Genomic DNA, 26,184 nt, shown 5'->3' with positions numbered 1-26,184 from the left:
GCTGTGGAGGGGTCGGGAATCAGCCTTGCCGAATCACCAGTCTGCCACCCTGACGCTGGGCGACGACTTTGCCGGGGAGATTGATGGCTCCCTGGCCGCGCCAGCCGGTGATCAGACGGTCGACTTCCTCGATGTGACGGGCGAACAGCGAACCGGCGGGCGCCCCGGCCTCGATGGCGGCGCGGCGCAGGATCCGGCGGCGCACGGCGGGCGGCAGCGCGTACAGCTTGGCGCACTCCAGGAGGCCGGTGGCGTCGCGCACGGCGGCCTCGGCCTGGCTGGCCCAGGCGTCGAGGGCGTCGGCGTCGTCACGGGAGAGCTGGGCGGTGCGGGCGAGCGCCTCGACGACGCCTTTGCCGAGGGCCTTCTCCAGGGCGGGCAGGCCCTCTTGGCGCAGGCGGGACCTCGTGTAGGCGGGGTCGGAGTTGTGGGGGTCGTCCCAGACCGGCAGCGCCTGGACCATGCAGGCCTTGCGGGCGGTCTGCCGGTCGAGTCCGAGGAAGGGGCGGCGGTAGCGGCCGCCGGCCCCCGAGACCGCGGCCATGCCGGACAGCGAGCGGATGCCGGAGCCGCGGGCGAGGCCGAGCAGGACGGTCTCGGCCTGGTCGTCGCGGGTGTGGCCGAGGAGGACGGCGAAGGCTCCGTGGCGTACGGCCGCGTCGTCGAGGGCGGCGTAGCGGGCATCCCGGGCGGCGGCCTCGGGGCCGCCGGTGCGGCCGACGGTCACGGCGTGGGACTCGACGGGGTCGAGACCGAGCTGGCGCAGGCGCAGGACGACTTCCTCGGCGCGCAGGTCGGAGCCGGGCTGGAGGCCGTGGTCGATGGTGATGCCGCCGGCGCGGATGCCGAGTTTGGGGGCCTCGAACGCGAGGGCGGAGGCGAGGGCCATGGAGTCGGCGCCGCCGGAGCATGCCACGAGCACGAGCGGGGAGGGGGGCCGCTCGTGCGGGGCAGCGCGCGGGGGCTCCTGCGGGCTCTGGCCGGGGAGCTCGTACGACGTGTCGAGCGCGGTGCCGTGGGCGGTGCGCTGGGCGCCCGGGGACGGCGCGGACGGCGTCGGGGCGGAGGCCGCGCGGAGTCTGCTCGGCGTGGGTACGTCGTGGATGCGGCTGTGTTCGGTGAGGATGTCGTGGAGGACGCGGCGGACCGCCAGGCGTATCGCCGCGACCGCAGGATGGGGACCCATGTCCGGTTCCCTTCATGAAGTTGTCGGGGGGTGAGCCCGAAGCTCGGTCACTCAGAGTGTGTAGATGGTGACAGAGACGGGCCGTTCCCCGAGCATTGCACGCCTACCCATGGCTCACGGTCCCTCGGACGGGTGATTGGAGGGGCGTTCGCCTGCCGTCGGCCGGATTCGGTTCACGACCTTCGTATGAGATGCACGCTTCGGCGCGCTTTTCACGACTCCGCCTTGCGGTGCACCCGCGCGATCCAGTCCGCCGGTTTGGCGATCTCCGCCTTGGTGGGGAGGGTGTTCGGGGAGGTCCAGACGCGGTTGAAGCCGTCCATGCCGACCTGTTCGACGACGGCCCGCACGAAGCGTTCGCCGTCGCGGTACTGCCGCAGTTTGGCGTCCAGGCCGAGGAGTTTGCGCAGGGCCATGTCCAGCCGGGAGGCGCCCTTGGCGCGACGCTGCTGGAATTTCTCGCGGATCTCGGCGACGGACGGGACGACGGCGGGGCCGACGCCGTCCATCACGAAGTCGGCGTGGCCCTCCAGGAGGGACATGACGGCGGTGAGGCGGCCGAGGATCTCTCGCTGGGCGGGCGTCTGCACCAGTTCGACGAACGAACGTCCGCCGTCGTCCTCCTCGGCCTCGGGCCGGCTGCCGGAGAGGGACTGGGCGGCCTCGCGGATGCGTTCCAGGACGGTCATGGGGTCGACGTCGGTCTCCCCCAAGAACGACTGGATTTCGCCCTCCAGGTGGTCCCGCAGCCAGGGCACGGCGCTGAACTGGGTGCGGTGGGTCTCCTCGTGCAGGCACACCCAGAGGCGGAAGTCGTGGGGCTGCACGTCGAGTTCGCGCTCGACGTGGACGATGTTGGGGGCGACGAGGAGGAGCCGGCCGCCGCCGTGCTCACCGGCCGGGAGGTCGCGGGTGGCGGGCGCGAAGGTCTCGTACTGGCCGAGGACGCGGGAGGCGAGGAAGGACAGCAGCATGCCCAGTTCGACGCCGGTCACCTTGCCGCCGACCGCGCCGAGGACGGCTCCGCCGGGGCTGGTGGTGCGTCGTTCCTGCATCTTGTCGAGCAGGGGCTTGAGGATCTCCCGGAAGCCGGCGACGTTGGCCCGGACCCAGCCGGGGCGGTCGACCACGAGGACCGGGGTGTCGTGGATGTCGTCCGTACCCATCCGGGTGAAGCCGCGGACGTGTTCCTCCGCGGCCTTGGCATGCCGGCGCAGCTCGGCGACGACGGCGCGGGCCTCGTCGCGGCTCACCTCCGGGCCCGGCCTCACGAACCGGGTCGCGGTCGCCACCGCGAGATTCCAGTCGACCATCTCGGCACCACCGATGCTCGTCATGTGTCAACCGTACGTGAGCGGTCCCGCTTGGGGCAGGCCGTGAACGGGCGGCAGGGCGGGGGATGCCGGGGGCGCGGCGGCCGCCAGAACTCCGACGTGCCGCCCGTGGTGCCCCCTTGCCGCTCTCCCCTGCCCCGGCCGTGCCGCTCAGCGGCAGCCGCAGGACGCCAGGGCCGTCGCCGTCCGGTCCAGTGCCGACCGGGCGGCGTCCGCGTTGTCGCCGGTCGACAGGAACGCGAAGGCGAGCAGCCGGCCGTCCTGGTCGACGACCGTGCCGGCCAGGGAGTTCACGCCCTGCAGGGTGCCCGTCTTCGCGCGCACGATGCCGGCCGCGCCGTCCGTGTAGCGGGTGCTCAGGGTGCCGGTGAAGCCGGCCACGGGCAGGCCGGTGAGGACCGGGCGCAGTTCGGGGTGGGCGGGGTCGGCGGCCTTGGCCAGCAGGGCGGTGAGCAGGTCGGCGGTGAGCTTGTCGGCACGGTCGAGGCCGCTGCCGTCCTTGATGTCGGCGCCGGCCACCGGGAGCCCGAGCTTCTTCAGCCGGGCCTCGACGGCCTGGCCGGCGCCGTCGAAGTCGGCGCGCACGCCGCTCGCCACGGCGGTCTGGCGGGCGAGGGCCTCGGCGATGTCGTTGTCGCTGTTGGTGAGCATGCGCTCGACCACGGAGGACAGCGGCGGTGAGGAGACCTCGGCGAGCGGTTGGGCGCGGTCGGTCGCTTTCGAGGGCCCGGGCGCGGTCGTCCTGATGCCGCGGTCGGCGAGGAGCGCCGCGAACCGGGCGGCCGCGTCCCCGGCCGGGTCCTCGACCCGCTGCACCGGGCCGCTGGTGGAGTCGTCGGTGCGGGCCTCGTCGACCATGAGGGCGCTGACGAGGGCGAGGTTGGGGTTCGTCCCGATGGGGTGCAGTTCGGTGCCGGCGTAGAGCGTCTTGTCGTACGAGAGGGTGACCTCGCGTACGTCCCGCTTCTTCAGCGCCCGGGCGGTGCTGTCCGCGAGCTCGCGCAGGCTGGCCCAGCCGTCGGCGTCCTCGCGGGCGGTGAGGGTGGGGTCGCCGCCGCCGACGAGGACCAGTTCCCCGGTGTCGGCCTCCAGAGCGGTGCGGGTGGTGAGGCGGTGGTCGGGGCCGAGCGCGGCGAGGGCGGCGACGGCCGTGGCGATCTTCGTGGTGGAGGCGGGGGTGAGGGCCTTGCCCGAGCCGTCGCGGTAGAGGCGTTCGCCGCTGGCCACGTCCACGATCGCCACCGACCTGCTGCCGAGCGCCGGGTCGTTCAGGAGCGGGCCGACGAGTCCGGCGACGGCCTTGCCGTTCGGGACCGATCCGGCGGTGCCGACGCCACCGCCGAGGCCCGACAGGACGGAGGCCGCGCTGGGGGCGGGGCGGGGTCCCCCGGCCGTCGCGCCGGAGGAGTCGGACGTATCGGTATTACGGCCGTGATCTGCGCCACCCGTACGTTCCTGGGCGGCCGCCCGGTCCCGCTCGGCCGTACGCTGACCGGTGGAGTCCCAGGGGCCTGCGGCGGTCACCACTCCGGCGGCCAGTGCCAGTCCGGCGGTGGCGGCGCCCGCGGTGTACTGCCAGGTCTTCGGCCTCGTGATGCGCGCGGCCTGCGGGGATGCGGCTCGGGCGAGCCGTACGACCCGTGGCTTCGCGGCCGTCGCGGCGCGTGCGAGACGTGGCCGTACGGCCTCCGCGGCTCGTGCCAGACGGGGTCGTACGGCGCCCGCGACCCGCGTCACATGCGGTTTCGCGGCTCGCCAAGGCCTCATCTCCGGCACGACCACCAGCCCCTTTCGCGATCACACACCTGCGTGAGGGACACTTAACCACCAGAACTATGTGTTGATCATGGAGGAGCCACCGGTGGAGTTCGACGTCACGATCGAGATTCCGAAGGGTTCGCGGAACAAGTACGAGGTGGACCACGAGACCGGTCGGATCCGCCTGGACCGTCGACTCTTCACCTCGACCGCCTACCCGACCGACTACGGCTTCGTCGAGAACACCCTCGGCGAGGACGGCGACCCGCTGGACGCGCTGGTCATCCTGGACGAGCCGACGTTCCCGGGCTGCCTGATCAAGTGCCGCGCGATCGGCATGTTCCGGATGACGGACGAGGCCGGCGGCGACGACAAGCTGCTGTGCGTCCCGGCGACGGACCCGCGTCAGGAGCACCTGCGCGACATCCACCACGTCTCCGAGTTCGACCGCCTGGAGATCCAGCACTTCTTCGAGGTCTACAAGGACCTGGAGCCCGGCAAGTCCGTCGAGGGCGCCGACTGGGTCGGCCGCACCGACGCCGAGGCCGAGATCGAGCGGTCCTACAAGCGCTTCAAGGACCAGGGCGGCCACTGAGGCAGAACCTCGGCTTTTGGGCCGTGTGAACGGGCTGTGCGCGTGCGCGTGCAGCCCGTTCGTGTGTCTGTGCGCATACTGAGGGCGGCAGGAGGTGTCGTTCAAGGAGTGCTACGCAGGTGACGGAAGCGGAGGACCGCAAGCCGCAGTCGGACGAGGCGAGGATGGCCTTCAGGGCGCCTGCCGGTGTCGAGGTGGGGGACAGCGAGTCGGAGACCACCTCGGAGTTCGCCCTACCCACGGGGCTGGACGCGCCGCAGTCGCCGGAACCGGAGGGCTCGGCGTTCACCATGCCGGGCAGGTACAGCGTCGAGGACGCCCCGTCGGCGTTCACGCCCGCCACCGGCATACCGCGGATAAGCCTGACGAAGGACCTGCCCTGGCAGGACCGGATGCGCACGATGCTGCGCATGCCGGTGGCCGAGCGGCCGGCGCCGGAGCGGATGCCGCGCGTGGAGGAGGAGGGTCCGGCCGTCCCGCGGGTGCTGGACATGACCCTGCGTATCGGCGAGCTGCTGCTGGCGGGCGGTGAGGGCGCGGAGGACGTGGAGGCCGCGATGTTCGCGGTGTGCCGGTCCTACGGGCTGGACCGCTGCGAGCCGAACGTCACCTTCACGCTGCTGTCGATCTCCTACCAGCCGTCGCTGGTGGACGATCCGGTGTCGGCGTCGCGTACGGTGCGGCGGCGCGGCACCGACTACACGCGTCTGGCCGCCGTGTACCAGCTCGTCGACGACCTCAGCGATCCGGAGAGCCACATCTCCCTGGAGGAGGCCTACCGGCGGCTCGCGGAGATCCGCCGCAACCGGCACCCGTACCCGACCTGGGTGCTCACCTCCGCGAGCGGGCTGCTCGCGGGCGCGGCCTCCGTGCTGGTCGGTGGTGATCTGATCGTGTTCGTCGCGGCCATGTTCGGCGCGATGCTCGGCGACCGGCTCGCCTGGCTGTGCGCGGGGCGCGGGCTGCCGGAGTTCTACCAGTTCACGGTGGCCGCGATGCCGCCGGCGGCCATAGGGGTCGCCCTGACGCTGGCCCACGTCGATGTGAAGGCGTCCGCGGTCATCACCGGTGGTCTGTTCGCGCTGCTGCCCGGGCGGGCCCTGGTCGCGGGCGTGCAGGACGGCCTGACCGGCTTCTACATCACCGCGTCCGCACGTCTGCTGGAGGTCCTGTACTTCTTCGTCGGCATCGTGATCGGGGTGCTGGTGATCCTGTACTTCGGGGTCAATCTCGGCGCCAAGCTCAACCCTGACGCGGCGCTGAACATCTCCCCCCGGCCGTACTGGCAGATCGCCGCGTCGATGCTGCTGTCGCTGACCTTCGCGGTCCTGCTCCAGCAGGAACGATCCACCGTGCTCGCGGTGACCCTCAACGGAGGTGTCGCCTGGGTCGTGTACGGCGCCATGCACTACACCGGCGAGTTCTCACCGGTTGCCTCCACCGCTGTCGCGGCGGGGCTGGTGGGCCTGTTCGGGCAGCTGATGGCCCGGTACCGGTTCGCGTCAGCGTTGCCGTACACGACGGCGGCGATCGGGCCGCTGCTGCCGGGTTCCGCGACCTACTTCGGGCTGTTGTCGATCGCGCAGAACGACGTCGACAAGGGGCTGGTGTCGCTGGCCACGGCGGCCTCCCTGGCCATGGCCATCGCGATCGGCGTGAACCTGGGGTCGGAGATCTCGCGGTTGTTCCTGCGGATCGGGTCCCCGGAGAAGCGACGAGCCGCCAAGCGCACCCGAGGATTCTGAGGGGCGCCCGGCGGCTCGGTCGCGGGGTGTCTCAGTAGCCCTGGTTCGGCGGGTACTGCTCGTTCTGCTGTCCGCCGTAGGGCTGCTGCCCGCCGTAACCCTGGGGGTACTGCTGGGCGTACGGCTGCTGCGGCTGGTTGCCGTAGTACTGCTGGTCGTAGCCGTACTGCTGGCCGCCCTGGTTGCCGTAGTGCTGCTGGTCCTGGTTGCCGTAGTGCTGCTGGTCCTGGTTGCCGTACGGCTGCTGGGGCTGGTCGTCGGACGGGATGCGGCGCAGCTGGGTCGTCGCGTCGTCCATCTGCTGGTGCTGTGCCGAGGCGGGGTCCTCGGCCGCGGCGCGCTTCTTCTTGGCGCGCTCGCGCAGGACTTCGATGATGATCGGGACCACGGAGACGAGGACGATCAGGACGAGGATCGCCTCGACGTTCTTCTTGATGACCTCGATCTGGCCGAGCCAGTAGCCCGCGAGGGTGACGCCGGTGCCCCAGGCGATACCGCCGATGACGTTGTACGTGAGGAACGTGGCGTACCTCATGCGGCCGGCGCCCGCCACGATGGGCGCGAAGGTACGCACGATCGGCACGAAGCGGGCCAGCACGATGGCCTTGGGGCCGTACTTCTCCATGAACTCGTGCGCCTTCTCCAGGTTCTCCTGTTTGAAGAGCTTGGAGTTGGGCCGGCTGAACAGCTTCGGGCCGAAGAACTTGCCGATCATGTAGCCGACCTGGTCGCCGATGACGGCCGCCAGCACGATGAGCGTGCAGACCAGCCACAGCGGCTGGCTGATGTAGTTCCCCTCGGCCACGAACAGACCCGCCGTGAACAGCAGGGAGTCCCCGGGCAGGAACGCGAAGAGACCGGACTCCGCGAAGACGATCAGCAGGATGCCGGGGAGGCTGAAGGTCTCGATCAGATAGTCCGGGCTGAGCCACTCGGGGCCGAGCGCAAGCGTGGTCACGGGATTGTGGCTCCTGCGGGGGAAGGGGCGGGCGGGCTGCGACTGGCGGGTCAAAAATATCAACGCTGCGCCGGTCGCCCAGGTTCCATGGACCCGTTCAGGATGCACTGTGCCCCCGCTGGGACAAAGCTGTGAGCCATGGGCATCGAAGAGTACGGCGGCGGGCAGGGGCCCCGGCCCGACGTTCTGATCGTGACCACGAACGACATTCCCGGCTACCGGGTCACGGAGGTCCTCGGTGAGGTCTTCGGACTGACCGTGCGCTCCCGCCATGTCGGCAGCCAGATCGGCGCCGGGCTGAAGTCGCTGGTCGGCGGTGAGCTCAAGGGCCTCACCAAGACGCTCGTGGAGACCCGTAACCAGGCCATGGAGCGCCTCGTCGAGCAGGCACGCGCGCGTGGTGCGAACGGCGTGCTGGCGTTCCGGTTCGACGTGAGCGAGGCGGCCGACGTGGGCACCGAGGTGTGTGCCTACGGGACCGCGGTGATCCTGGCCCGGGAGTGACCCTGACGGGGTCCCGGGCCAGGGGTCAGGCGGTGTGACGGGCGGCGTTGGCGAGGATCGCGTCCCTCAGGTAGACCGCGAGGCCCGGCTTGGCCCGGTCGATGTTCCGGGTGAACCGCTCGTCGGAGACGTACATCTCACCGAGGCAGGCGTGCATCTCGTGCCCGCAGTCGTAGTGGTTGCGGGCGATGCCCTGGCGGTGCGCCTCGGCGGCGTCCATGGCGGCCTCGGAGTCGGCCGGCTCACCGGCCTCCATGAGCGCGACGAAGCGGCGGTTGAGCTCGTCGGCCTCGCGCTGGATCCGCTGCCAGTCCTCCTTGGTGTACGACGCGGCGCGCCGCTGCGACTGCCGATAGGCGTCGGTGTCGCCCCAGCGCTCCTGCACCTCCTCCTCGTACTGGTCCGGGTCGAAGTCCCCGAACACCTCGAACTTCTCCTCCGGCGTGAGATTGATGCCCATCTTGCGTGCCTCCATGGCGTGCTCCACGGCCGTCGCCATCTTCTGCAGCTTCTCGATCCGGGCGGTCAGCAGCTCGTGCTGGCGGCGCAGGTGTGCGCGCGGGTCCACGTCCGGGTCGTCGAGCAGGGCGGCGACCTCTTCGAGCGGGAAGCCGAGCTCTCGGTAGAACAGGATCTGCTGCAGCCGGTCGAGGTCGGCGTCGTTGTAGCGCCGGTGCCCCGCGTGGCTGCGATCGCCGGGTACGAGCAGGCCGATGTCGTCGTAGTGGTGCAGGGTGCGCACCGTCACGCCGGCGAAGCCCGCGACCTGTCCCACGGAGTAGCTCACTTCCGCTCCCTTCTCGGTTCGCGCTCCACACTGGGTCCTTACGTGACGTGAGGTGCAAGCCGGGCGGCTCGGATCTACCGTCGTATTTATGCCACTGCATCGTGGGAACACCGAAGCACCGGACAAGGACGGCCCGCGCCGGCTCTCCGTGAATCCCTTCTACGGCGAGGCGAACCCGGTCGGCGGCATGACCGAGGATCCGCCCACGCATCGGCTGCCCGACGCGCCCACGTCGCCGATGTCGGCGTACCAGCTGGTGCACGACGAGCTGATGCTGGACGGCAACTCACGGCTCAATCTCGCCACCTTCGTCACCACGTGGATGGAGCCGCAGGCGGGCGTGCTGATGGCGGAGTGCCGCGACAAGAACATGATCGACAAGGACGAGTACCCGCGCACCGCCGAACTGGAGCGGCGCTGTGTGGCGATGCTCGCCGATCTGTGGAACGCGCCCGACCCGTCGACGGCCGTGGGCTGCTCCACCACCGGCTCCAGCGAGGCGTGCATGCTGGCCGGGATGGCGATGAAGCGGCGCTGGATGGCGCGCAACGCCGACCGCTATCCCGCGGCCCGCCCGAACCTGGTGATGGGCGTCAACGTCCAGGTCTGCTGGGACAAGTTCTGCAACTTCTGGGAGGTCGAGCCCCGGCTGGTGCCGATGGAGGGCGAACGCTTCCACCTCGATCCGCAGGCGGCGGCCGAGCTGTGCGACGAGAACACCATCGGGGTGGTCGGGATCCTCGGCTCGACCTTCGACGGGTCCTACGAGCCGATCGGCGAGCTGTGCGCCGCCCTGGACGCCCTCCAGGAGCGCACCGGACTCGATGTCCCCGTGCACGTCGACGGGGCGTCCGGCGCGATGGTGGCGCCGTTCCTCGACGAGGACCTGGAGTGGGACTTCCGGCTGCCGCGGGTCACGTCGATCAACACCTCGGGCCACAAGTACGGCCTGGTCTACCCCGGTGTCGGCTGGGCCCTGTGGCGGGACAAGGAGGCGCTGCCCGAGGAGCTGGTGTTCCGGGTGAACTACCTGGGTGGCGACATGCCGACGTTCGCGCTGAACTTCTCGCGGCCGGGCGCCCAGGTCGTGGCTCAGTACTACACGTTCCTGCGGTTGGGACGTCAGGGGTACCGGGCCGTGCAGCAGGCCGCGCGGGACGTGGCCGGCCACGTCGCCGAGGCCGTGGAGAAGCTCGGCGACTTCCGGCTGCTGACCAGGGGCGACCAGCTTCCCGTGTTCGCCTTCACGACCGCCCCGGACGTCAGGGCGTACGACGTCTTCGACGTGTCGCGGCGGATGCGTGAGGCGGGCTGGCTGGTTCCGGCGTACTCGTTCCCGCCGAACCGCGAGGACCTGTCGGTGCTGCGGGTGGTCTGCCGCAACGGCTTCTCCACCGATCTGGCCGACCTGTTCGTGGAGGATCTGAGCCGGGCCCTGCCGGAGCTGCGCCGGCAGCCGCACCCCTTCACCCAGGACAAGGGCGCGGCCACCGGCTTCCACCACTAGGGCAGGTCAGCGACTGAGACGGGAGAACCGCCGTACCGCCAGCGGGAAGAACACCGCGAGGAGCAGCAGGGGCCAGACGACGGCCGCCCCGAGGTGTTCGGTGCCGGTGCCGCGGAACAGGTCCCGTACGGCCGTCGCCGTGTGGGACATCGGGTTCCACTCGACGACCGTGCCCAGCCAGCCCGGCATGGAGCCGGGCAGGGCGAGGGCGTTGGACAGGAAGCCGATCGGCCAGACCAGGATCTGCACGGCCTGGACCAGCTCGGGCTTGCCGGCCACCAGGGCGAGGTGGATGCCGATCCACAGCATGGCGAACCGGAAGAGCAGGAGCAGTCCCACGGCGCCCAGGAAGGCCCCCGGGCCGCCGTCCACGCGCCAGCCGAGCGCGAACCCGACACCCATGAGGGCCAGCAGGGCGAGCGCCGACTGGAACATGTCGGCGACCGAACGGCCCACCAGGACCGCCCCGTTGCTCATCGGCATGGACCGGAAGCGGTCGATCACGCCCTTGTTGAGGTCCTGGGTGACCGCGATCATCGTGCCCTCGAGGCCGAAGGCCATGGTGAGCGCGAGCATGCCGGGCAGCAGGTAGTCGATGTAGGAGCCCTCGACACCGCGGCCGCCGCCTATGAGGTAGCCGAACATCAGCAGCAGCATCACGGGGAAGAGCAGGTTGACGACGACCTGCACGGGCTGGCGCGCCCAGTGGGCGAGTTCGCGGCGGGTCATGGTCCAGGAGTCGGCCACGGCGTAGGCGTGGATGCTCATGCGGGCTCCTTCACTCGGTTGTCGTCCCCGGTGAGGTGCAGGAACACCTCGTCCAGCGTCGGACGCCGCAGCGCCACGTCCTCGGCCTCGATCCCGGCGGCCTCCAGGGCCCGTACGACGCCGGAGAGCGCCGCCATCCGGTCGGTGACCCGGGCGCTGAGCAGCCGGCGGTCGGCGTCCACGGAGACGGCGTCCTTCGGCACGGGCAACAGAGCGACCGCGGCGCCCAGTTGGCCGGCGTCGCGCAGGACGACGTCGATGCGGTCGCCGCCGGTGAGTGCCTTGAGCTCGTCGGCCGTGCCGTCGGCGGTGACCCGGCCGGCGTCGACGACCGAGATGCGGTCGGCGAGCTGGTCGGCCTCCTCCAGGTACTGGGTGGTGAGCAGGACGGTGGTGCCGCCGCCGACCAGGGAGCGGACGGCGGACCAGACCTCGGCGCGGCCGCGCGGGTCGAGTCCGGTGGTGGGTTCGTCGAGGAACAGCACCTGCGGGTCGGTGCCGTGCCGGTTGCCGATGAGCGAGGCGGCCAGATCCAGCCGGCGCCGCATGCCGCCGCTGTACTGCTTGACCGGCTTGCGGCCGGTGTCGGCCAGGCCGAAGCGCGCCAGGAGCTCACCGGCACGCACGCGTGCGGGGCGGGCGCCGAGGTGGTGCAGGCGGCCGAACATCTCCAGGTTCTGCCGGCCGTCCAGTTCCTCGTCCAGGGCGGCGTGCTGGCCGAGGAGTCCGATGCGCAGGCGTACCTCGTACGCCTGGCGGACCACGTCGTGCCCGGCCACCTCGACGCGGCCGCTGTCCGGCCGCAGCAGGGTGGACAGGATGCGGACCAGGGTCGTCTTGCCTGCGCCGTTCGGGCCGAGCACCGCGTGCACGGTGCCGGGAGCGACCGTGAGGTCGAGCCCGTCCAGTGCGTTCTTGCCGGCTTTGCCGCCGTACTTCTTGCGTGCCCCTTCGACGATGATCGCCGTTTCGGCCACTGAGAACCCCTTCGCTAGTCAAACTTGACTACCAGCTCGAAGCTAATGCCCCGAATCCGGTTAGTCAAACTTGATTAGCGGTCGTCCTTCGGATGCCGCTCCCCCGTCGCGTACGGGTTCTCCTGGTCGTCGGCGAGGATCCCGACGAACGGGTCGCCCTCTCCGGCGAAGATGTAGGCGCCGCCCCTGATGCGTTCGATGAGGCCACGGGTCCACTCGGCGCCGGTGTCGGCGGAGTGGACCCAGAAGTTCATGATCTCGCCGATATGGCCCAGCTGCCCGGGGCCCTCCTCGGGCGTGTAGTACTCGGTGACGGCCTTGCGCCACTCCTCGATGCTGCGCACCCGCTCCTCAAGGAGGGCGAGGGCCTCCTGACGGTCCAGGTCGACCATGAAGCCGAGCGCGGCCGTGAGGACGTCGGGCCGCTGGTCGTAGGCCGTGAGGTATTGCCGCACCAGCCCGAGGTATTCCTCGGTGCCCTTCTCGGTGATCTCGTACTCCGTGCGCGGCGGCCCGCCGGCCGTGGACGGCGCGACCTCGTGGGCCACCAGCAGCCCCTGCTTCGCCATCTGCTTCAGGGCGTGGTAGATCGAGCCCGGCTTGGCGTTGGACCACTCGTGCGCGCCCCAGTACTCCAGGTCGTTGCGGACCTGGTAGCCGTGGGCACGCCCGTGCTGGCGGACCGCGCCGAGCACGAGAAGACGGATCGCTGACATGCGCTCCAGATTAGGACCGTGACGGGCTGGAGCCGAGGTCAGCCCCGGGAGGCGCACCGTCCGGCACGGAACGGGTGCGCCTCGGGGCCGGGGCTTCGGCGCTCAGAACGGGAAGCCGCTGCGTCCGTGCTGCACGGAGATCCACTTCGTCGTGGTGAACGCGTCCAGCATCGTCTCGCCGTTCAGCCGGCCGAGACCGGAGTGCTTCTCGCCGCCGAAGGGGACGATCGGCTCGTCGTGCACGGTGCCGTCGTTCACGTGGAACATGCCCGTGTCGATCTGCTTGGCGAAGGCCACACCGCGCTCGATGTCGCCGGTGTGGACGGCACCGCTCAGGCCGTACGGGGTGTCGTTGACCAGGCGTACGGCCTCCTCCTCGCCGTCGAAGGTGAGGAGGAAGGCGACCGGTCCGAAGACCTCCTGCTTCAGCAGGGGCGAGTCGGCCGGCAGGTCGGTCAGGACCGACGGCCGGACGAGGTTGTCGGTGGTCGTGCCGTGCACCAGCGCCGTCGCACCCTCGGCGATCGCCTGCTCGACGGCGCCCGAAATGGCGTCCGCCTGGGAGGAGTTGATGACCGGGCCGATGACGGTCTCGGGGTCGCGCGGGTCGCCGGCCTTGAGCGACTTCACCTTGGCGACGAACTTCTCGGTGAACTCGTCGGCGACCGAGCGGTCCACGAGGACGCGGTTCGCGGCCATGCAGACCTGGCCCTGGTGGACGTAGCGGCTGAAGACGGCCGCGTCGACGGCGTAGTCGACGTCGGCGTCGTCGAGGACCACGATCGCGCTGTTGCCGCCGAGTTCGAGGACCGAGCGCTTGAAGTGCGAGGCGCAGACGGTGGCGACGTGGCGGCCGACCTTGTCGGAGCCGGTGAAGGAGATGACCTTCGGGACCGGGTGCTCGATGAAGGCGTCGCCGATCTCGGCGATGTCCGTGATGACGACGTTCAGCAGACCGCCCGGGAGCCCGGCGTCCTCGAAGATCTTCGCGACCAGGGAACCACCGCAGATCGGGGTGTTCTGGTGCGGCTTGAGCACCACGCCGTTGCCGAGCGCGAGCGCCGGGGCGACCGACTTCAGGGAGAGGAGGAAGGGGAAGTTGAAGGGGCTGATCACGCCCACGACGCCGACCGGCACGCGGTAGACGCGGTTCTCCTTGCCGTCCACCGGAGAGGGGATGATCTTGCCCTCGGGGCGCAGCGCGAGATGGACCGCCTCGCGCAGGAACTCCTTGGCCAGGTGGAGTTCGAACGCCGCCTTCAACCGGGTGCCGCCGAGCTCGGCGATGATCGCCTCGGCGATCTCCTGCTCCCGGTCCTCTATCAGGCGCAGCGCCTTCTCGAAGACGGCACGGCGGGCATAGGGATTGGTGGCGCCCCACTGCTTCTGGGCGCGGGCGGCAGCCCGGTAGGCGTCGTCCACCTCGTCGACCGTGGCTATGGTGATCGACGCGAGCTTCTCACCGTCGTACGGATTGAAGTCGATGATGTCCCAGGAGCCGGTGCCCGGGCGCCACTCACCGTCGATGTACTGCTGAGCCAGGTCGGTGAAGTAGGACGACATGTGATCCCTCAATCCCTAGCAGACCCGCGATCGGCACGGCCGCCATCGCGCTCGTCTTCACGGTCTGATCACACGTCATCGTACTTGTGATTCAAGAGAGTTGAAGGAGACCCCGAAGAAGATCCCGGCTCTCGTCCGGACCCGGACTGTCCTGCTGGAGCTCCTTGAGCGCCGTCTCGTACTGGGCGACGTCCTCGTGCTTGTCGAGGTACAGCGCGGAGGTGAGCTGCTCCAGGTAGACGACGTCCGACAGGTCGGACTCGGGGAAGCTGAGGATCGTGAAGGCGCCGGACTCGCCGGAGTGCCCGCCGAGGCTGAACGGCATGATCTGCAGCCGTACGTTGGGCCGCTGGGAGATCTCGATGAGGTGCTGGAGCTGGCCGCGCATCACCTCGCGGTCGCCGTAGGGGCGGCGCAGGGCGGCCTCGTCGAGGACGATGTGGAACTCGGGGGCGTTCTCGGCCAGGAGGTACTTCTGCCGCTCCAGGCGCAGCGCCACGCGCTTCTCGACGTCGGCCGCGCTGGCGCCCTTCATGCCGCGCCTGACGACCGCGCGGGCGTACGCCTCGGTCTGGAGCAGGCCGTGCACGAACTGCACCTCGTAGGCGCGAATGAGACTTGCGGCGCCCTCCAGGCCGACGTATGTGGGGAACCAGCTGGGCAGGACGTCCGAGTAACTGTGCCACCAGCCGGCCACGTTGGCCTCGCGGGCCAGGGAGAGCAGCGAGGCCCGCTCCTGCTCGTCCGTGATGCCGTACAGCGTCAGCAGGTCCTCGACGTCCCGTGTCTTGAAGCTCACCCGACCCAACTCCATGCGGCTGATCTTCGACTCGGACGCACGGATCGAGTACCCCGCCGCTTCGCGGGTGATCCCGCGCGCCTCCCGCAGTCGCCTCAGTTGCGAGCCGAGCAGCATGCGCCGCACCACCGATCCGGGCTCTCCCGCGCTCACGTTCGCCAGCCTCCCCAACCGTCTTCAGGGCCCGCAGTCTGCCACTAAATCACTTCGAGCAGTACTCGTCCGATTACAGAGACGGAAAGAAGACAAGGATTTCACCCAGGAAGGAGACAGCGGAACGCAAGGAGAGGAAGCGAAGTTGGCGGAAAAAATGGCTAACAAGCGGTACGGGAGCGTCCAATTCGGTCACGTGCACGTGCATCTGCCCTTGCATCTGCTCTGCGCATCCGAAACCATGGTCCCGCGCAACCGCTGCATCGCAACGACCGCGAACTCCCGGGAGTGCCTCGCATGGGGACGAATGGATCGACCATGCTCGAGCCGTTACGGCAGGGCCTTCCGCCACTGGACCCCGCAGCCGTCTCCAACGCCGCCTCCTGCGCACTGCCCGCCCGCTACGAAGCGGTCCGTGAGGCACGCAAGTTCACCCGCCGCACGATGGACCAGTGGGAACTGGGCTACCGCTTCGACGACGTCTGCCTCGTGGTCTCGGAACTGGTGACCAACGCCCTGCGGCACGCGCTGCCCGCGGGGGCGCAACGGCTGCCGGAGCAGACGCCGCCGGTGCGGCTGCATCTGATGCGGTGGACCGAGCGGCTGGTGTGCGCGGTGCGCGACCCCAGCCACGACAGCCCGGTGGCGCGCGACTCCGACGACTTCTCCGCGGAGTCCGGGCGCGGACTCTTCCTCGTCGACTCCTTCAGCGACAGCTGGGGTTGGCAGCCGCTGGCGGGGACGCTCAGCGGGAAGGTGGTGTGGGCGCTGTTCCGGCTCCAACCCGGCCAGGCCGCAGCGGGCGGCTCGGCGGACTCATGAACCGCGGCGCTCGACGGCGCCGCGGTTCTACGCGCGTTACAGAGCGGAACGCGTCGATTGCCCTGGGTTGTGCACCCAGTTGGGTCAGCCCACGACCAGGTGGTCGAACTCGCCGTCCTTGACGCCGAGGAGCATGGCCTCGATCTCGGCGCGGGTGTAGACGAGCGCCGGGCCGTCGGGGAAGCGCGAGTTGCGCACCGCCACATCACCGCCGGGCAGCCGCGCGAACTCCACGCAGGAACCCTGCGAGTTGCTGTGCCGGCTCTTCTGCCAGGCGACCCCGTCCAGCTCCGTGGCCGCCATGCCGTTGTACACGTCGTTGTACACGTCGTGGTCCACAGGTCGCTCCCCGGTGGTGCGGTGGCTCGAGGCCATTGAGGCAAGAGGTGGTGCAGTGGTGCGGAAGTCAACTGCTTCCGGATCATAGCTCTGTTCACGTGCAACTGCATGAGCAGATGCACGTGCACGCGGGGTGTTCCTGTGGTTACTCCTGTGACGTACGCGGGCTCACATGCGTTCCAGCGCATGCCCCAGGGATCGCATCACATGCGTGCGCCAGCCGCCGCCCATGATCTTCCTGGCCATGAGTTGAGCCGGGTCGTCCGGATCGAATCCCTCGTGCACTAGGAAGAGACGCGTTCCGCGCCCTTCTTGTTCCAAACTCCAAGTAACCGTCCAATTGGCGGAGTTGACCGGAGAAGGGTCACTCCAGCGGAGGCTCAGCATCCGCTCGGCCCGGTACGCCAGAACCTCCACCTCGATGGTCCCGGAGAAGTTGGTGTTGGGCCGCGGGACGGAGGTCATGGTGTACCGGTGCCCGACCTCCAGCCGGAAGTCCTCGACGCCGCGCATCTGCCACTGCACGAGCAGGTCGGGTTCGGTCAGGGCGCGCCAGACCTTGGCGGGCGGGTGCGGGAAGTACTGGTCCACGCGGACGACGGTGAGGTCGTCGTCGGGCTCGGGGCCGAGGTGGGGATCCGGTTCGGTGCTCATGCCGGCTCATCGTCGGGCATACGGTCGAGCAGTTCGCCGAGGCCCTTCATACGGTCGCGCCAGAACCGCTCGTACGGATGGAGCCAGTCCTGCACCTCGGCGAGCGGTGCCGCCTCCAGGCGGTAGATGCGCTGCCGGCCGGAGCGCTGCTCGGAGACGAGGCCGGCGTCCCGGAGCACCTTCAGATGCTCCGAGAGGCTGGGCCGGCGCATGTCGAAGTGGTCGGCCAGGGCCTGGACCGACTGGGGCCCACCGTCGCGCAGCAGCCGCAGCACCTCGCGGCGCGTGCCGTTGGCGAGCGCGGCGAAGACGCGGTCCTCTGCGGCCTCCCGGGCCCCGGTCGCGGTCATGCCCTGCCCTTCTGGTTACTGAGCGGCCTCCGTCAGCAGCATCAGGCCGTTGCCGTCGGGGTCCTGGAACCCGGCCATCCGCCCCCAGGGCAGTTCGTCCGGTCCCTGTACGGAGACTCCCGCCTGCGCGAGCCTCGCGCAGTCCGCGTCGACGTCGGTCGTGACCAACATGATCCCCCGGGTCGTGCCGGGCTCGAAACCGCCCATCCCCGGACCGGAGAGCGTGAAGACGGTCTGCGCGCCCTTGGGCGCGACCTGGAGCCACCTTCCCTGCGGCATGTCCAGGTCGGCGGTGACCTCGAAGCCGAGGACCTCCGTGTAGAAGCGCAGGGCGCGGTCCTGGTCGGCGACGGGGAGCGTGACGAACGAGGCGTGAGTGATGTTCATGGGAACGACAATAGGTAGGAGATTCCCTACGCGTCAAACGTAGGGAATCTCCTACCTATAAAGTCCCGAGGGAACCGCGGGAGACGGCTACCGGGACGAGTACGGCAGCAGCGCCATCTCCCGTGCGTTCTTGATGGCCGTCGCCAGTCGGCGTTGCTGCTGGACGGTGACGCGGGTGACCCGGCGGCTGCGGATCTTGCCGCGGTCGGAGATGAACCGGCGCAGCAGGTCGGTGTCCTTGTAGTCGATGTGGGTGATGCCGGCCTGGTCCAGCGGGTTCGGCTTCCTGCCGGGCTTGCGGTCGGGCTTGCGGGGCATGGGTCAGACCTCCAGGAGGGTGTCGAAGGCGGGCGGGAGCCGCTTCCAGGCGTCCCGGCCCGCGGCGTACTCGGCATCGGTGAGCAGGCAGGACTCCAGCAGCCGTGCGAGGCCGTCGCGGTCCAGACCGGGCGAGGTGAAGACCAGGTGCTGGCAGCAGTCACCGTGCTCGGCGTGCCAGTCCAGCGCGGCGGCCGCGCGGCGCACCGGCGGGACCATGTCCCAGGCCGCGTCGGGGAGCGAGGCGAGCCAGGGACCCGCGCTCTCCACGCACAGGGCGCCGCCCGCCGCGTCCCAGTGCAGCAGCACATCGGGCTTGTCGGCGAGCCAGAACCGGCCCCTGCTGCGGGCCGCCGCGCAGGTGATGTCCTCCAGCGCCTCGTAGAGCCGCTCCGGGTGGAAGGGACGGCGGCGGTGCCAGACCAGGGTGGCCACGCCGTGCGCGTCCGCCTCGGCCGGGAGCAGGGCGCACGCCGGGTGCTGGGCGGCCGCGGCCGACTCGACGTCGAACCCGGCCAGCGCGGCCCGGGCGAGAGGCGTGAGCCGACGGCGGCGCGGGACCGGCACCGTCAGGTCGTCGGCGGGTGCGCCCGCCGGGTCACCGTGGCCGATCGGGACCCGGCGGGCCGTCGGGTGGAGCTGGGCGAGCAGTTCGCGGTCCTCGTCGTCGGCGTCCTCGGACTCGGCGACGGCGAGGACGGGGGCGTACTCCAGCTGGCGGGCGAAGGTGTCGGCGACGGTGCGCTGATCGGTCGCCGCGGCGGCCAGGCCGCGGTCGGCCAGGTCGTCGCCGTTGCCCAGATACGGCAGCACCAGCGCCGGGTCGACGGCGGTGATCACCCCGGTGACCGTGAGCCCTCCCGCCGTGACCACCTCGGCCATGGCCTTCGGCTCGACCGAGTCCCACAGTTCGACGACGGCCATCCGCGTCCCGCCCGCTTCCCGGATCCTCAGCAGCTCCGGCACCAGGTCCTCGCGCAGGGCGCAGCAGGCGCAGTCGTTGACGAGGGGCGCCTCACCGGCGCTCAGGAGTCCGGTGGCGTCGCGGACGGTCCGTACGACGGTGCCGGCGGCCGCGGTGGCGAGGTCGTGATGGAGGACGACGCTGCCGGGGACGTCGGCGAGCAGCCGCTCGACGGCCGCCTTGCGGGCGTCGGCGTGCAGCCCGCCGACGATCACGACGGAGAGCTCGGTCACCGCGTCAGCCCTGCTTCCCGTACCGGCGCTCGAAGCGCTCGACGCGGCCGGCGGTGTCCAGGACGCGGGCGGTGCCCGTGTAGAAGGGGTGGCTGACGTTCGAGATCTCGACGTCGACCACGGGGTAGGTGTTGCCGTCCTCCCACTCGACCGTCTTCTCGCTGGTCATGGTCGAGCGGGTGAGGAAGGCGTGGTTCGCGGCGCGGTCCCGGAAGACGACGGGACCGTAGGCCGGGTGGATCGCGTTGCGCATGGCGTGCCTCAGCGCTCCTCTCGGAAGTCGACGTGCCGGCCCGCGACCGGGTCGTACTTGCGCAGGGTCATGCGGTCGGGGTCGTTGCGGCGGTTCTTGCGGGTCACATAGGTGAAGCCGGTGCCGGCCGTGGACCGGAGCCTGACGACCGGACGGAGTTCGTTGCGTGCCATGCTGCTATCTTACTGAAAACGAATCCCATTACCAGTAACGAGCGAGGAGAGGTTCGTCACTCATGTCCGCGCACTGCATGCTGACCGGCGCACGGCCCGGCTTCGGCAACACGATTTCCCACTCCCATCGGCGGACCTCACGCCGCTTCGACCCCAACATCCAGACCAAGCGCTACTGGCTGCCCGGCGAGGGCCGGCATGTGCGACTGCGGCTGAGCACCAAGGGCATCAGGACGGTCGACGCCATCGGCGTGGAGGCGGCCGTCGCACGGATCCGCGCCCGGGGGGTGAAGGTCTGATGGCCAGGACGAGCAAGATCGCGAAGAACCGCCGGCGTCAGGAGGTCGTCGCGCGGTACGCCGAGCGGCGGGCCGAACTGAAGGAGATCATCCGCCGGCCCTCGTCCACGGACGCCGAACGGCTCGCCGCCCGGCGTGAGCTGGAGCGCCAGCCGCGGGACGCCAGCGCCACGCGCGTACGCAACCGCGACCAGGTGGACGGGCGTCCGCGCGGCTACCTCCGCACCTTCGGACTGTCCCGGGTGAACCTGCGGCAGCAGGCGCACGCCGGTTATCTGCCGGGGGTGCGCAAGGCGTCCTGGTAGGCCGTACGGATGCTGGGGCCCGGGCCGGACTCCCTGGTAACTTGCTGCGGACGTTTCGGCCATGTCGGCCGGATCGGCGTATGCCGACCGCTACAGCTTGGAGTGTCCAGTGACCTCGGCGACTTTCTCGCGCACGCGCACGATGTCGGGCCGGCGGATGCGGGTCGTGGCCGTGGCCGCGACGCTGGCGGGCTCGCTCGCGCTGACCGCGTGCAGCAGTGACGGCGACTCCGACGGCGACGCGGCTCCCAGCGGCTCCGCGAGCGCGAGCGCCGACACCGGCGGCGGAACGGGTGGCGGTACGGGTGACTCCTCCGCCTCCGGTGAGCTGGAGGGCAGTTGGCTCGCCACGACCGACGGCAAGGCCGTCGCACTCGTCGTCACCGGCAAGCAGGCCGGCCTCTTCGCGACCGGCGGGACCGTGTGCAGCGGGACCGCCGGTGAGGAGGACGGGATGCGGATGATCCGGCTGAAGTGCACCGACGGCAGCAAGGACCGGGCCACCGGAATGGTCGAGTCCCTCGGCAAGACCTCGCTGAAGGTGACCTGGGAGGGCGGCCTGGGCGCGGAGACGTACACCAAGGCCGAGGGCGGCACGCTGCCGACGGGCCTGCCCACGGCGGATCTGGGATCGTGAGGTTTGATTCGGTGACAGCCCGCGATCACCGATGTGACTCCATGACTCCCTGAAGGACTCCATGCGCGCCACCTCCCTCACCGTCGCCGCCCTCGCCGCGGCCCTCGTCCTGACCGCCTGCGACAGCGGCGGGGGCGGGGACGACGCCCAGGACAGCAAGGCCGACTCCCTCTGCGTCGACAAGCTGGCCGTGGAGTTCGGGCCCGGCAACGCCGCCCCCGCCGCCGGGGACACCGGCAACGTGCCGGTCACCGTCACCAACCGCGGCGGCGGCAAGTGCACCCTGGACGGACTGCCGGTCTTCGCGTTCGAAGCGGGCGGCACCACCACGGCCGTCGCGCCCGACCAGGCCGCCGCGGGCGGGAAGACGACCCTCACCAAGGGCGCCTCCACGTCCTTCACGCTCACCTACGTGATGGGCGAGAAGGGGGGCAAGGGCCTCGCCGCGCAAAAGGCGAAGGTGACGCTGCCCGGGTCCGCCGAGGCGCACAGCTTCAAGTGGTCGTACGGCGTCGTCGCGCTGAAGCCCGACGGGAAGACACCGGACGCTTCGGTGAGCGGGTTCCAGCGGACCGGCGACTGACGTAGTCCCGGCAGTTCGGCGGAGCGGTCGGCGAGGGCTCATCCGGGCCCGGTCGGCCGCTTCCGGCGACTGACGAACATGGGGCCGGCGGGCCGTTCAGCGGAGCGGTCGGCGAGAAGGCGTCCTGGCCCGGTCTTCCGCTTCCGGCGACTGACGGACTTGCGGCGCTTCAGCGGAGTGGTCGGCGCGGGGTCATCCTGGCGCGGTCGGCCGCCTCCGCGCCCTCGACCCAGCCCGCCTCGTCGCTGACGCCGCGCAGGCGGGTCGTGGTCGTCGAGGGGAACATGCGGTCCAGGTGGGCGGTGACCGCGACCTCGCGCGAGGCGAGCACCGGAAGCAGGTCCTCGGTCACCGGCATGCGCGCCGCCTCGGTCAGCCGGGTGCCGATGCGGTGGGCGTAGGCCGCCAGGAACGACTGCCGGAAGGTCTTGGTCCGCTTACGGCCGCCCGCGCGCTGGGCCGCCTCGGCCCTCGTCATCGCGGTCTGCGCCTGCACCAGGAGCGAGGTGTAGAGGAGTTCGGCCACCTCGAGATCGGCCTCGAAGCCGACGACGGTGGAGAAGGCGAAGGGCTCGTTCCACACCGCACGGCAGTGATTGGCCGTCGCCACCGCGTCCAGCAGCACGGCCTTGGCCTGCTCGTACGGCGGCTCCACCCCGATCCGGCAGGCGCCGGGCGCGTTCTTCCCGTCCGGGGCACGGGACTCCAGCAGGGCCTCGTCGATGCTGTGCCGGGCCATCAGCTCCTGCGCCTTGGAACTCAGCGCCTCCGCCTCCTCCGGGAACCCGGTCGCCTCCGCCTTCGCCAGCAGCGCGCGGATCCGGGTGAGCATCCGGGACTCGGGGCGGGCGGCCCCGCCGACCGGATCGGCCGCCTCGTCCAGCGGCTCCAGCGCCGGCAGCCGCAGCAGGAGGCGGTACAGCTCCAGGACGGTGGTCGCGTGCGAGAAGCGATCGGTGCGGGGCGGGGCTTCGGTGGGCAGGTCGTCGAGCTGCGCCTGCCAGCGGGGGCCGCGACGGCGGTCGTTCGGGACCTGCGCGCGGATCAGCGCGGCGAGCAGTCGTATGTGCACGTCTTCCAGATCGCGCCGGACGAGCCGTACGAGATCCGCCGGCTGCCAGCCGCGCCGCCAGGCCGCCGCCACGAACTCCTGTCCGCGCCGGGCGAGTTCGGCGTCCGCCCCGGGGTCGGCCGCGAGGAGGGAGGCTCCGGTGTCGAGCGTGGTGTGCTCGGTGTCGTAGAGGGCCGACTCGAAGGCGCGGTCGACGGTGCTGGGCTTGCTCACCCAGGGATCGTAAGTCCGCCGCGGGCCGCGTGGGGCGCGGCGAAGATCGATGTCAACCTCGGGTTGACACCCCTGGACTGTCAACCTACGGTTGACACATGTCGACGAACCCATCGATCACGTCATCCGTACGTCTCGACGAACTCATCGCGGCCATCAAGAAGGTCCACCCCGAGCCGCTCGACCAGCTCCAGGACGCGGTGATCGCGGCGGATCACCTCGGTGAGGTGGCCGACCACCTGATCGGCCACTTCGTGGACCAGGCCCGGCGATCGGGCGCGTCCTGGACCGACATCGGCAAGAGCATGGGCGTCACCCGGCAGGCGGCGCAGAAGCGGTTCGTGCCGAAGGAGGGGACCGACCTGGACCCCCAGCAGGGCTTCGGGCGCTACACGCCCCGAGCCCGCAACGTGGTGATGGCCGCCCACAACGAGGCGGTCGCGGCCCGCAACCCCGAGGGCCGTCCCGAGCACCTGGTCCTCGGCCTGCTCGCCGAGCCGGACGGCATCGCCGCGCGGGCGATCACGGCGAGGGGCGTCCTCCTGGACTCCGTGCGCCAGGCCGCCGCCGCCGCGCTGCCGCCCGCCGCCGACGAGGTCCCCGAGCTCATCCCCTACGGCTCCGACGCCAAGAAGGTCCTGGAGCTCACCTTCCGCGAGGCCCTGCGCCTCGGCCACAACTACATCGGCACCGAGCACATCCTGCTGGCCCTGCTGGAGTTCGAGAACGGCACCGGCGTCCTGTCCGGCCTCGGCATCGGCAAGCAGGAGGTGGAGCAGTACATCGTCGACATGCTGGCGCAGTTCCTCAAGAGCGGCGAGGAGACGACCAAGCAGGCTCGGGAGGAGGGGGAGGCCGGCTGAGGGGAGGCCGGCTGAGAGGGGGCCGGCTGAGAGGAGGCCGGTGGTCGTCGGGCCGGGAGTGACAGCCGTGCGCCGCGCACGCGCGACGGTCGTGGAGGCCGGGAGGGGCAGCCGCGCTGCGAGCACGCGCGACAGTCGTCGGGCCGGGAACGACAACCGCGCACCGAGCACGCACGACGGCCGTCTGAGCCGGCAAGGACAGCCGCGCACCGAGCACGCGCGACAGTCGTCGGGGCTCGTCCCGCCGTGGGCGCCGGCGGTGCTCGGCCGGTGCCCCGGTCGCCGGTCCGAGGCCGATGTCAGACCCGGGTGCCACACTCGCAGCATGGCCGACCGGTGGGCACTCGCCCCGGCCGAGGACGCAGGCGTGGAGGTCGCCCCCCTCGGTTCCGACGGGCTGCCCGCCGGGCCGGTGCGACGGGAGCCGGACCTGGCCGAGGCCGTACGCCGGCGGCCGGAGGTCGCGCGATGGGTGTGGCGGTCCACCTCCGAGGTCTACCCGAGGCTGCTCGCCGCGGGGGTGCGAGTGGAGCGGTGCTACGACATCGAGGACGCCGAGACCCTCCTCCTCGGCCACGAGGGGCGGTACGGCGAACCGAGATCGGCCGCCGCCGCACTCGCCCGGCTGCGCGGCGGCCCCGTGCCGCCCGACCCGCCCCAGCGCGCGGCCGAACCCGGCTCGCAGTCCCCGTTGTTCGAGCCCCAGGCGGTCCATGTGCCGCTCACCGACCTCGTAGAGGTCTACGCCGAACAGCAGCGGCGGCACGACAGGACCGCGCACCCCGATCGGATGCGGCTGCTGACGGCGGCCGAGTCGGCGGGGATGCTCGTGGCCGCCGAGATGAACCGGTCGGGGCTGCCGTGGAGCGCGGACGTGCACCGCGCGCTGCTGCACGAAATGCTGGGCGAGCGCTATGCGGGCGGCGGAGAGCCGCGCCGGCTGGCCGAGTTGGCGGACGAGGTGTCGGCCGCGTTCGGGCGCAGGGTGCGGCCCGATCTGCCGGCCGACGTGATCAAGGCGTTCGCCCAGGCCGGGATCAAGGTCAGATCGACGCGGCGCTGGGAGATCGAGTCCGTCGACCATCCGGCCGTGAAGCCCCTGATCGAGTACAAGAAGCTGTACCGGATCTGGGTGGCCCACGGCTGGTCCTGGCTCCAGGACTGGGTGCGGGACGGACGGTTCCGGCCGGAGTTCCTCGCGGGCGGCACGGTGACCGGGCGGTGGGTGACCAACGGCGGGGGCGGGTTGCAGATCCCCAAGGTCATCCGGCGCGCGGTGGTCGCGGACCCGGGCTGGCGGCTGGTGGTGGCCGACGCCGACCAGATGGAGCCGCGCGTGCTCGCCGCGATCTCCCGGGACCCCGGGCTGATGGAGGTGGCGGGCCGCGAGAGCGACCTGTACCAGTCGGTGTCCGACCGCGCCTTCTCCGGAGACCGTGCCCAGGCCAAACTCGCCGTGCTGGGCGCCGTCTACGGTCAGACCTCCGGCGACGGCCTCAAGAACCTCGCCGCCCTCAGACGCCGTTTCCCCAAGGCGGTGGCCTACGTCGACGACGCGGCACGGGCCGGCGAGGAGGGGCGTCTCGTACGCACCTGGCTGGGGCGGACCTGCCCGCCGGCGGTCGGCGCGGGCACCGACGCCGACGAGGAGGCCGGCATCCCGATCCCGGACTCCCCCGACGAACCGGCCGACGGCTCCGGACCGCAGGAGTGGGGACGGGCCTACGGCTACGCCTCCACCAACGCCCGCGCGCGGGGCCGCTTCGCCCGCAACTTCGTCGTGCAGGGCAGCGCCGCCGACTGGACACTCCTGCTGCTCGCCGCGCTACGGCAGTCCTGCGCGGGGATGGCGGCGGAACTGGTCTTCTTCCAGCACGACGAGGTCATCGTGCACTGTCCGCGGGAGGAGGCCGAGACGGTGGCGACGGCGATCCGGGAGGCGGCGGAACTGGCGGGACGGCTGACGTTCGGACAGACGCCGGTGCGGTTCCCGTTCACCACGGCGGTGGTGGAGTGCTACGCGGACGCCAGATGACCGGAATTGCCGCCCCCGGCGCCTGAGGCACAGAGCTCGTACCTGCCGTTGACGGCGCCCCCTGACCCGCCCGGTGCATGTCTCACCTGGTTGCCTGAGGTGACAGTTGGGTGTCGTGGAACACAACTGATGAGACGTCTGCGATCTGTCGGCATGGCTTAATCTGATCACTACATCGGATCCGGCCCGACGGCGCGCGCGTATGACGCGCAGCTCGGGGGAGCGTCGCCGCCGTGGCCGGATCCGGGGACGCAGTGGGTCCTGGTCGGCAGAGGTGAACGACCGGGACCCGCGTCCCGCCCGCTCCCCTTGTCTCCCCGGACGTTGACGTGTG

30 protein-coding genes are annotated in these 26,184 nt (G+C 70.8%); 11 read left to right on the top strand and 19 right to left on the bottom strand.

Going from position 1 to position 26,184, the window contains the following annotated elements; all coding sequences use genetic code 11:
* Positions 1-19 precede the first annotated feature (19 nt).
* The 3 genes from tilS to dacB form a co-directional block, all read right to left on the bottom strand.
* Positions 20-1,186 carry a tRNA lysidine(34) synthetase TilS gene (tilS, locus tag ACGFW6_RS41740; protein ID WP_393522023.1) on the bottom strand — a complete coding sequence of 389 codons (1,167 nt, stop codon included), beginning with the start codon at positions 1,184-1,186 and terminating at the stop codon, positions 20-22.
* A 212-nt stretch (positions 1,187-1,398) separates the two neighbouring features.
* A complete protein-coding gene (locus tag ACGFW6_RS41735; RefSeq protein ID WP_393522021.1) occupies positions 1,399-2,523 on the bottom strand; it encodes a zinc-dependent metalloprotease in 1,125 nt (374 codons plus the stop codon).
* A gap of 147 nt (positions 2,524-2,670) precedes the next feature.
* Complete coding sequence (gene dacB / locus ACGFW6_RS41730) at positions 2,671-4,287, bottom strand: D-alanyl-D-alanine carboxypeptidase/D-alanyl-D-alanine-endopeptidase (protein WP_393522019.1); 1,617 nt, start codon at positions 4,285-4,287, stop codon at positions 2,671-2,673.
* 94 nt (positions 4,288-4,381) lie between these two features.
* On the opposite strand from dacB, the gene ACGFW6_RS41725 reads away from it, so the two are divergent.
* Together ACGFW6_RS41725 and ACGFW6_RS41720 are read left to right on the top strand one after the other, a co-directional pair.
* The gene (locus tag ACGFW6_RS41725; RefSeq protein WP_164425123.1) at positions 4,382-4,873 is read left to right on the top strand and encodes an inorganic diphosphatase; all 492 of its coding nucleotides are present in this window, start codon (positions 4,382-4,384) and stop codon (positions 4,871-4,873) included.
* Positions 4,874-4,992: 119 nt separating this feature from the next.
* On the top strand, positions 4,993-6,618 hold the full coding sequence (locus ACGFW6_RS41720; RefSeq protein ID WP_393522016.1) for a threonine/serine exporter ThrE family protein: 1,626 nt from the start codon (positions 4,993-4,995) through the stop codon (positions 6,616-6,618).
* 31 nt (positions 6,619-6,649) lie between these two features.
* Here ACGFW6_RS41720 and ACGFW6_RS41715 read toward each other — a convergent pair whose 3' ends face one another.
* Positions 6,650-7,576: a DedA family protein gene (locus tag ACGFW6_RS41715; RefSeq protein ID WP_393522014.1), complete on the bottom strand. Its 927-nt coding sequence runs from the start codon at positions 7,574-7,576 to the stop codon at positions 6,650-6,652.
* A 138-nt stretch (positions 7,577-7,714) separates the two neighbouring features.
* Between ACGFW6_RS41715 and ACGFW6_RS41710 the strand changes: the two genes are divergently transcribed.
* A complete protein-coding gene (locus ACGFW6_RS41710) occupies positions 7,715-8,080 on the top strand; it encodes a YbjQ family protein (protein WP_393522012.1) in 366 nt (121 codons plus the stop codon).
* A 25-nt stretch (positions 8,081-8,105) separates the two neighbouring features.
* Here the strand turns inward: ACGFW6_RS41710 and ACGFW6_RS41705 are convergent, their stop codons facing one another.
* Complete coding sequence (locus ACGFW6_RS41705; RefSeq protein WP_393522010.1) at positions 8,106-8,867, bottom strand: MerR family transcriptional regulator; 762 nt, start codon at positions 8,865-8,867, stop codon at positions 8,106-8,108.
* A gap of 88 nt (positions 8,868-8,955) precedes the next feature.
* On the opposite strand from ACGFW6_RS41705, the gene ACGFW6_RS41700 reads away from it, so the two are divergent.
* Positions 8,956-10,374, top strand: coding sequence for a glutamate decarboxylase (locus ACGFW6_RS41700; RefSeq protein WP_393522008.1), 1,419 nt, complete (start codon positions 8,956-8,958; stop codon positions 10,372-10,374).
* A 6-nt stretch (positions 10,375-10,380) separates the two neighbouring features.
* On the opposite strand, the gene ACGFW6_RS41695 is transcribed toward ACGFW6_RS41700, so the two are convergent.
* From ACGFW6_RS41695 to ACGFW6_RS41675, 5 genes are all read right to left on the bottom strand, one after another.
* A complete protein-coding gene (locus ACGFW6_RS41695; protein ID WP_393522006.1) occupies positions 10,381-11,142 on the bottom strand; it encodes an ABC transporter permease in 762 nt (253 codons plus the stop codon).
* Entirely contained in the window at positions 11,139-12,119 is a 981-nt protein-coding gene (locus ACGFW6_RS41690; protein WP_393522004.1) for an ATP-binding cassette domain-containing protein, read from the bottom strand. Before ACGFW6_RS41690 ends, ACGFW6_RS41695 begins: the two co-directional genes overlap by 4 nt.
* Positions 12,120-12,193: 74 nt before the next feature.
* Entirely contained in the window at positions 12,194-12,835 is a 642-nt protein-coding gene (locus ACGFW6_RS41685) for a PadR family transcriptional regulator (protein ID WP_393522002.1), read from the bottom strand.
* Between the two features lie 102 nt (positions 12,836-12,937).
* Entirely contained in the window at positions 12,938-14,398 is a 1,461-nt protein-coding gene (locus ACGFW6_RS41680) for an aldehyde dehydrogenase family protein (RefSeq protein WP_393522000.1), read from the bottom strand.
* A gap of 91 nt (positions 14,399-14,489) precedes the next feature.
* Positions 14,490-15,314 (bottom strand): helix-turn-helix domain-containing protein, encoded by an 825-nt coding sequence (locus ACGFW6_RS41675; protein ID WP_393522070.1) that lies wholly within the window; start codon positions 15,312-15,314, stop codon positions 14,490-14,492.
* Between the two features lie 333 nt (positions 15,315-15,647).
* Between ACGFW6_RS41675 and ACGFW6_RS41670 the strand changes: the two genes are divergently transcribed.
* Positions 15,648-16,172 (top strand): ATP-binding protein, encoded by a 525-nt coding sequence (locus tag ACGFW6_RS41670; RefSeq protein ID WP_393521998.1) that lies wholly within the window; start codon positions 15,648-15,650, stop codon positions 16,170-16,172.
* Positions 16,173-16,256: 84 nt separating this feature from the next.
* Here the strand turns inward: ACGFW6_RS41670 and ACGFW6_RS41665 are convergent, their stop codons facing one another.
* From ACGFW6_RS41665 to rpmG, 8 genes are all read right to left on the bottom strand, one after another.
* Positions 16,257-16,511, bottom strand: coding sequence for a DUF397 domain-containing protein (locus ACGFW6_RS41665; RefSeq protein ID WP_393521996.1), 255 nt, complete (start codon positions 16,509-16,511; stop codon positions 16,257-16,259).
* 168 nt (positions 16,512-16,679) lie between these two features.
* On the bottom strand, positions 16,680-17,165 hold the full coding sequence (locus ACGFW6_RS41660; protein WP_393521994.1) for an SRPBCC domain-containing protein: 486 nt from the start codon (positions 17,163-17,165) through the stop codon (positions 16,680-16,682).
* Complete coding sequence (locus tag ACGFW6_RS41655) at positions 17,162-17,515, bottom strand: ArsR/SmtB family transcription factor (RefSeq protein ID WP_393521992.1); 354 nt, start codon at positions 17,513-17,515, stop codon at positions 17,162-17,164. The genes ACGFW6_RS41660 and ACGFW6_RS41655 overlap by 4 nt, the downstream gene beginning before the upstream one ends.
* A 15-nt stretch (positions 17,516-17,530) precedes the next feature.
* Complete coding sequence (locus ACGFW6_RS41650; RefSeq protein WP_393521990.1) at positions 17,531-17,902, bottom strand: VOC family protein; 372 nt, start codon at positions 17,900-17,902, stop codon at positions 17,531-17,533.
* 87 nt (positions 17,903-17,989) lie between these two features.
* A complete protein-coding gene (gene rpsR, locus ACGFW6_RS41645; RefSeq protein ID WP_393521988.1) occupies positions 17,990-18,220 on the bottom strand; it encodes a 30S ribosomal protein S18 in 231 nt (76 codons plus the stop codon).
* 3 nt (positions 18,221-18,223) lie between these two features.
* Positions 18,224-19,417: a CobW family GTP-binding protein gene (locus ACGFW6_RS41640; RefSeq protein WP_393521986.1), complete on the bottom strand. Its 1,194-nt coding sequence runs from the start codon at positions 19,415-19,417 to the stop codon at positions 18,224-18,226.
* A gap of 4 nt (positions 19,418-19,421) precedes the next feature.
* Entirely contained in the window at positions 19,422-19,670 is a 249-nt protein-coding gene (locus ACGFW6_RS41635) for a type B 50S ribosomal protein L31 (protein ID WP_393521984.1), read from the bottom strand.
* Positions 19,671-19,678: 8 nt separating this feature from the next.
* Positions 19,679-19,843, bottom strand: a complete 165-nt coding sequence (gene rpmG, locus ACGFW6_RS41630; RefSeq protein ID WP_007383717.1) for a 50S ribosomal protein L33 — start codon at positions 19,841-19,843, stop codon at positions 19,679-19,681.
* 62 nt (positions 19,844-19,905) lie between these two features.
* Between rpmG and rpmB the strand changes: the two genes are divergently transcribed.
* The 4 genes from rpmB (at position 19,906) to ACGFW6_RS41610 (ending at position 21,667) form a co-directional block, all read left to right on the top strand.
* On the top strand, positions 19,906-20,142 hold the full coding sequence (gene rpmB, locus ACGFW6_RS41625; RefSeq protein WP_393521982.1) for a 50S ribosomal protein L28: 237 nt from the start codon (positions 19,906-19,908) through the stop codon (positions 20,140-20,142).
* Positions 20,142-20,447, top strand: coding sequence for a 30S ribosomal protein S14 (gene rpsN / locus ACGFW6_RS41620; RefSeq protein ID WP_393521980.1), 306 nt, complete (start codon positions 20,142-20,144; stop codon positions 20,445-20,447). The genes rpmB and rpsN overlap by 1 nt, the downstream gene beginning before the upstream one ends.
* Before the next feature lie 157 nt (positions 20,448-20,604).
* Entirely contained in the window at positions 20,605-21,084 is a 480-nt protein-coding gene (locus ACGFW6_RS41615; protein ID WP_393522068.1) for a hypothetical protein, read from the top strand.
* 61 nt (positions 21,085-21,145) lie between these two features.
* The gene (locus ACGFW6_RS41610; protein ID WP_393521978.1) at positions 21,146-21,667 is read left to right on the top strand and encodes a DUF4232 domain-containing protein; all 522 of its coding nucleotides are present in this window, start codon (positions 21,146-21,148) and stop codon (positions 21,665-21,667) included.
* 169 nt (positions 21,668-21,836) lie between these two features.
* On the opposite strand, the gene ACGFW6_RS41605 is transcribed toward ACGFW6_RS41610, so the two are convergent.
* Positions 21,837-22,952 (bottom strand): DUF2786 domain-containing protein, encoded by a 1,116-nt coding sequence (locus ACGFW6_RS41605; RefSeq protein WP_393521976.1) that lies wholly within the window; start codon positions 22,950-22,952, stop codon positions 21,837-21,839.
* 98 nt (positions 22,953-23,050) lie between these two features.
* On the opposite strand from ACGFW6_RS41605, the gene ACGFW6_RS41600 reads away from it, so the two are divergent.
* Entirely contained in the window at positions 23,051-23,815 is a 765-nt protein-coding gene (locus ACGFW6_RS41600) for a Clp protease N-terminal domain-containing protein (protein ID WP_393521974.1), read from the top strand.
* A 325-nt stretch (positions 23,816-24,140) separates the two neighbouring features.
* Positions 24,141-25,850: a bifunctional 3'-5' exonuclease/DNA polymerase gene (locus tag ACGFW6_RS41595; RefSeq protein WP_393521972.1), complete on the top strand. Its 1,710-nt coding sequence runs from the start codon at positions 24,141-24,143 to the stop codon at positions 25,848-25,850.
* The last annotated feature ends 334 nt before the right edge of the window (positions 25,851-26,184 follow it).

This window comes from Streptomyces sp. Y7 (assembly GCF_043195415.1).
Classification (GTDB): domain Bacteria; phylum Actinomycetota; class Actinomycetes; order Streptomycetales; family Streptomycetaceae; genus Streptomyces.
Note: the sequence above shows the minus strand (reverse complement) of the source record. Positions and strands in the feature narration are given on the sequence as shown.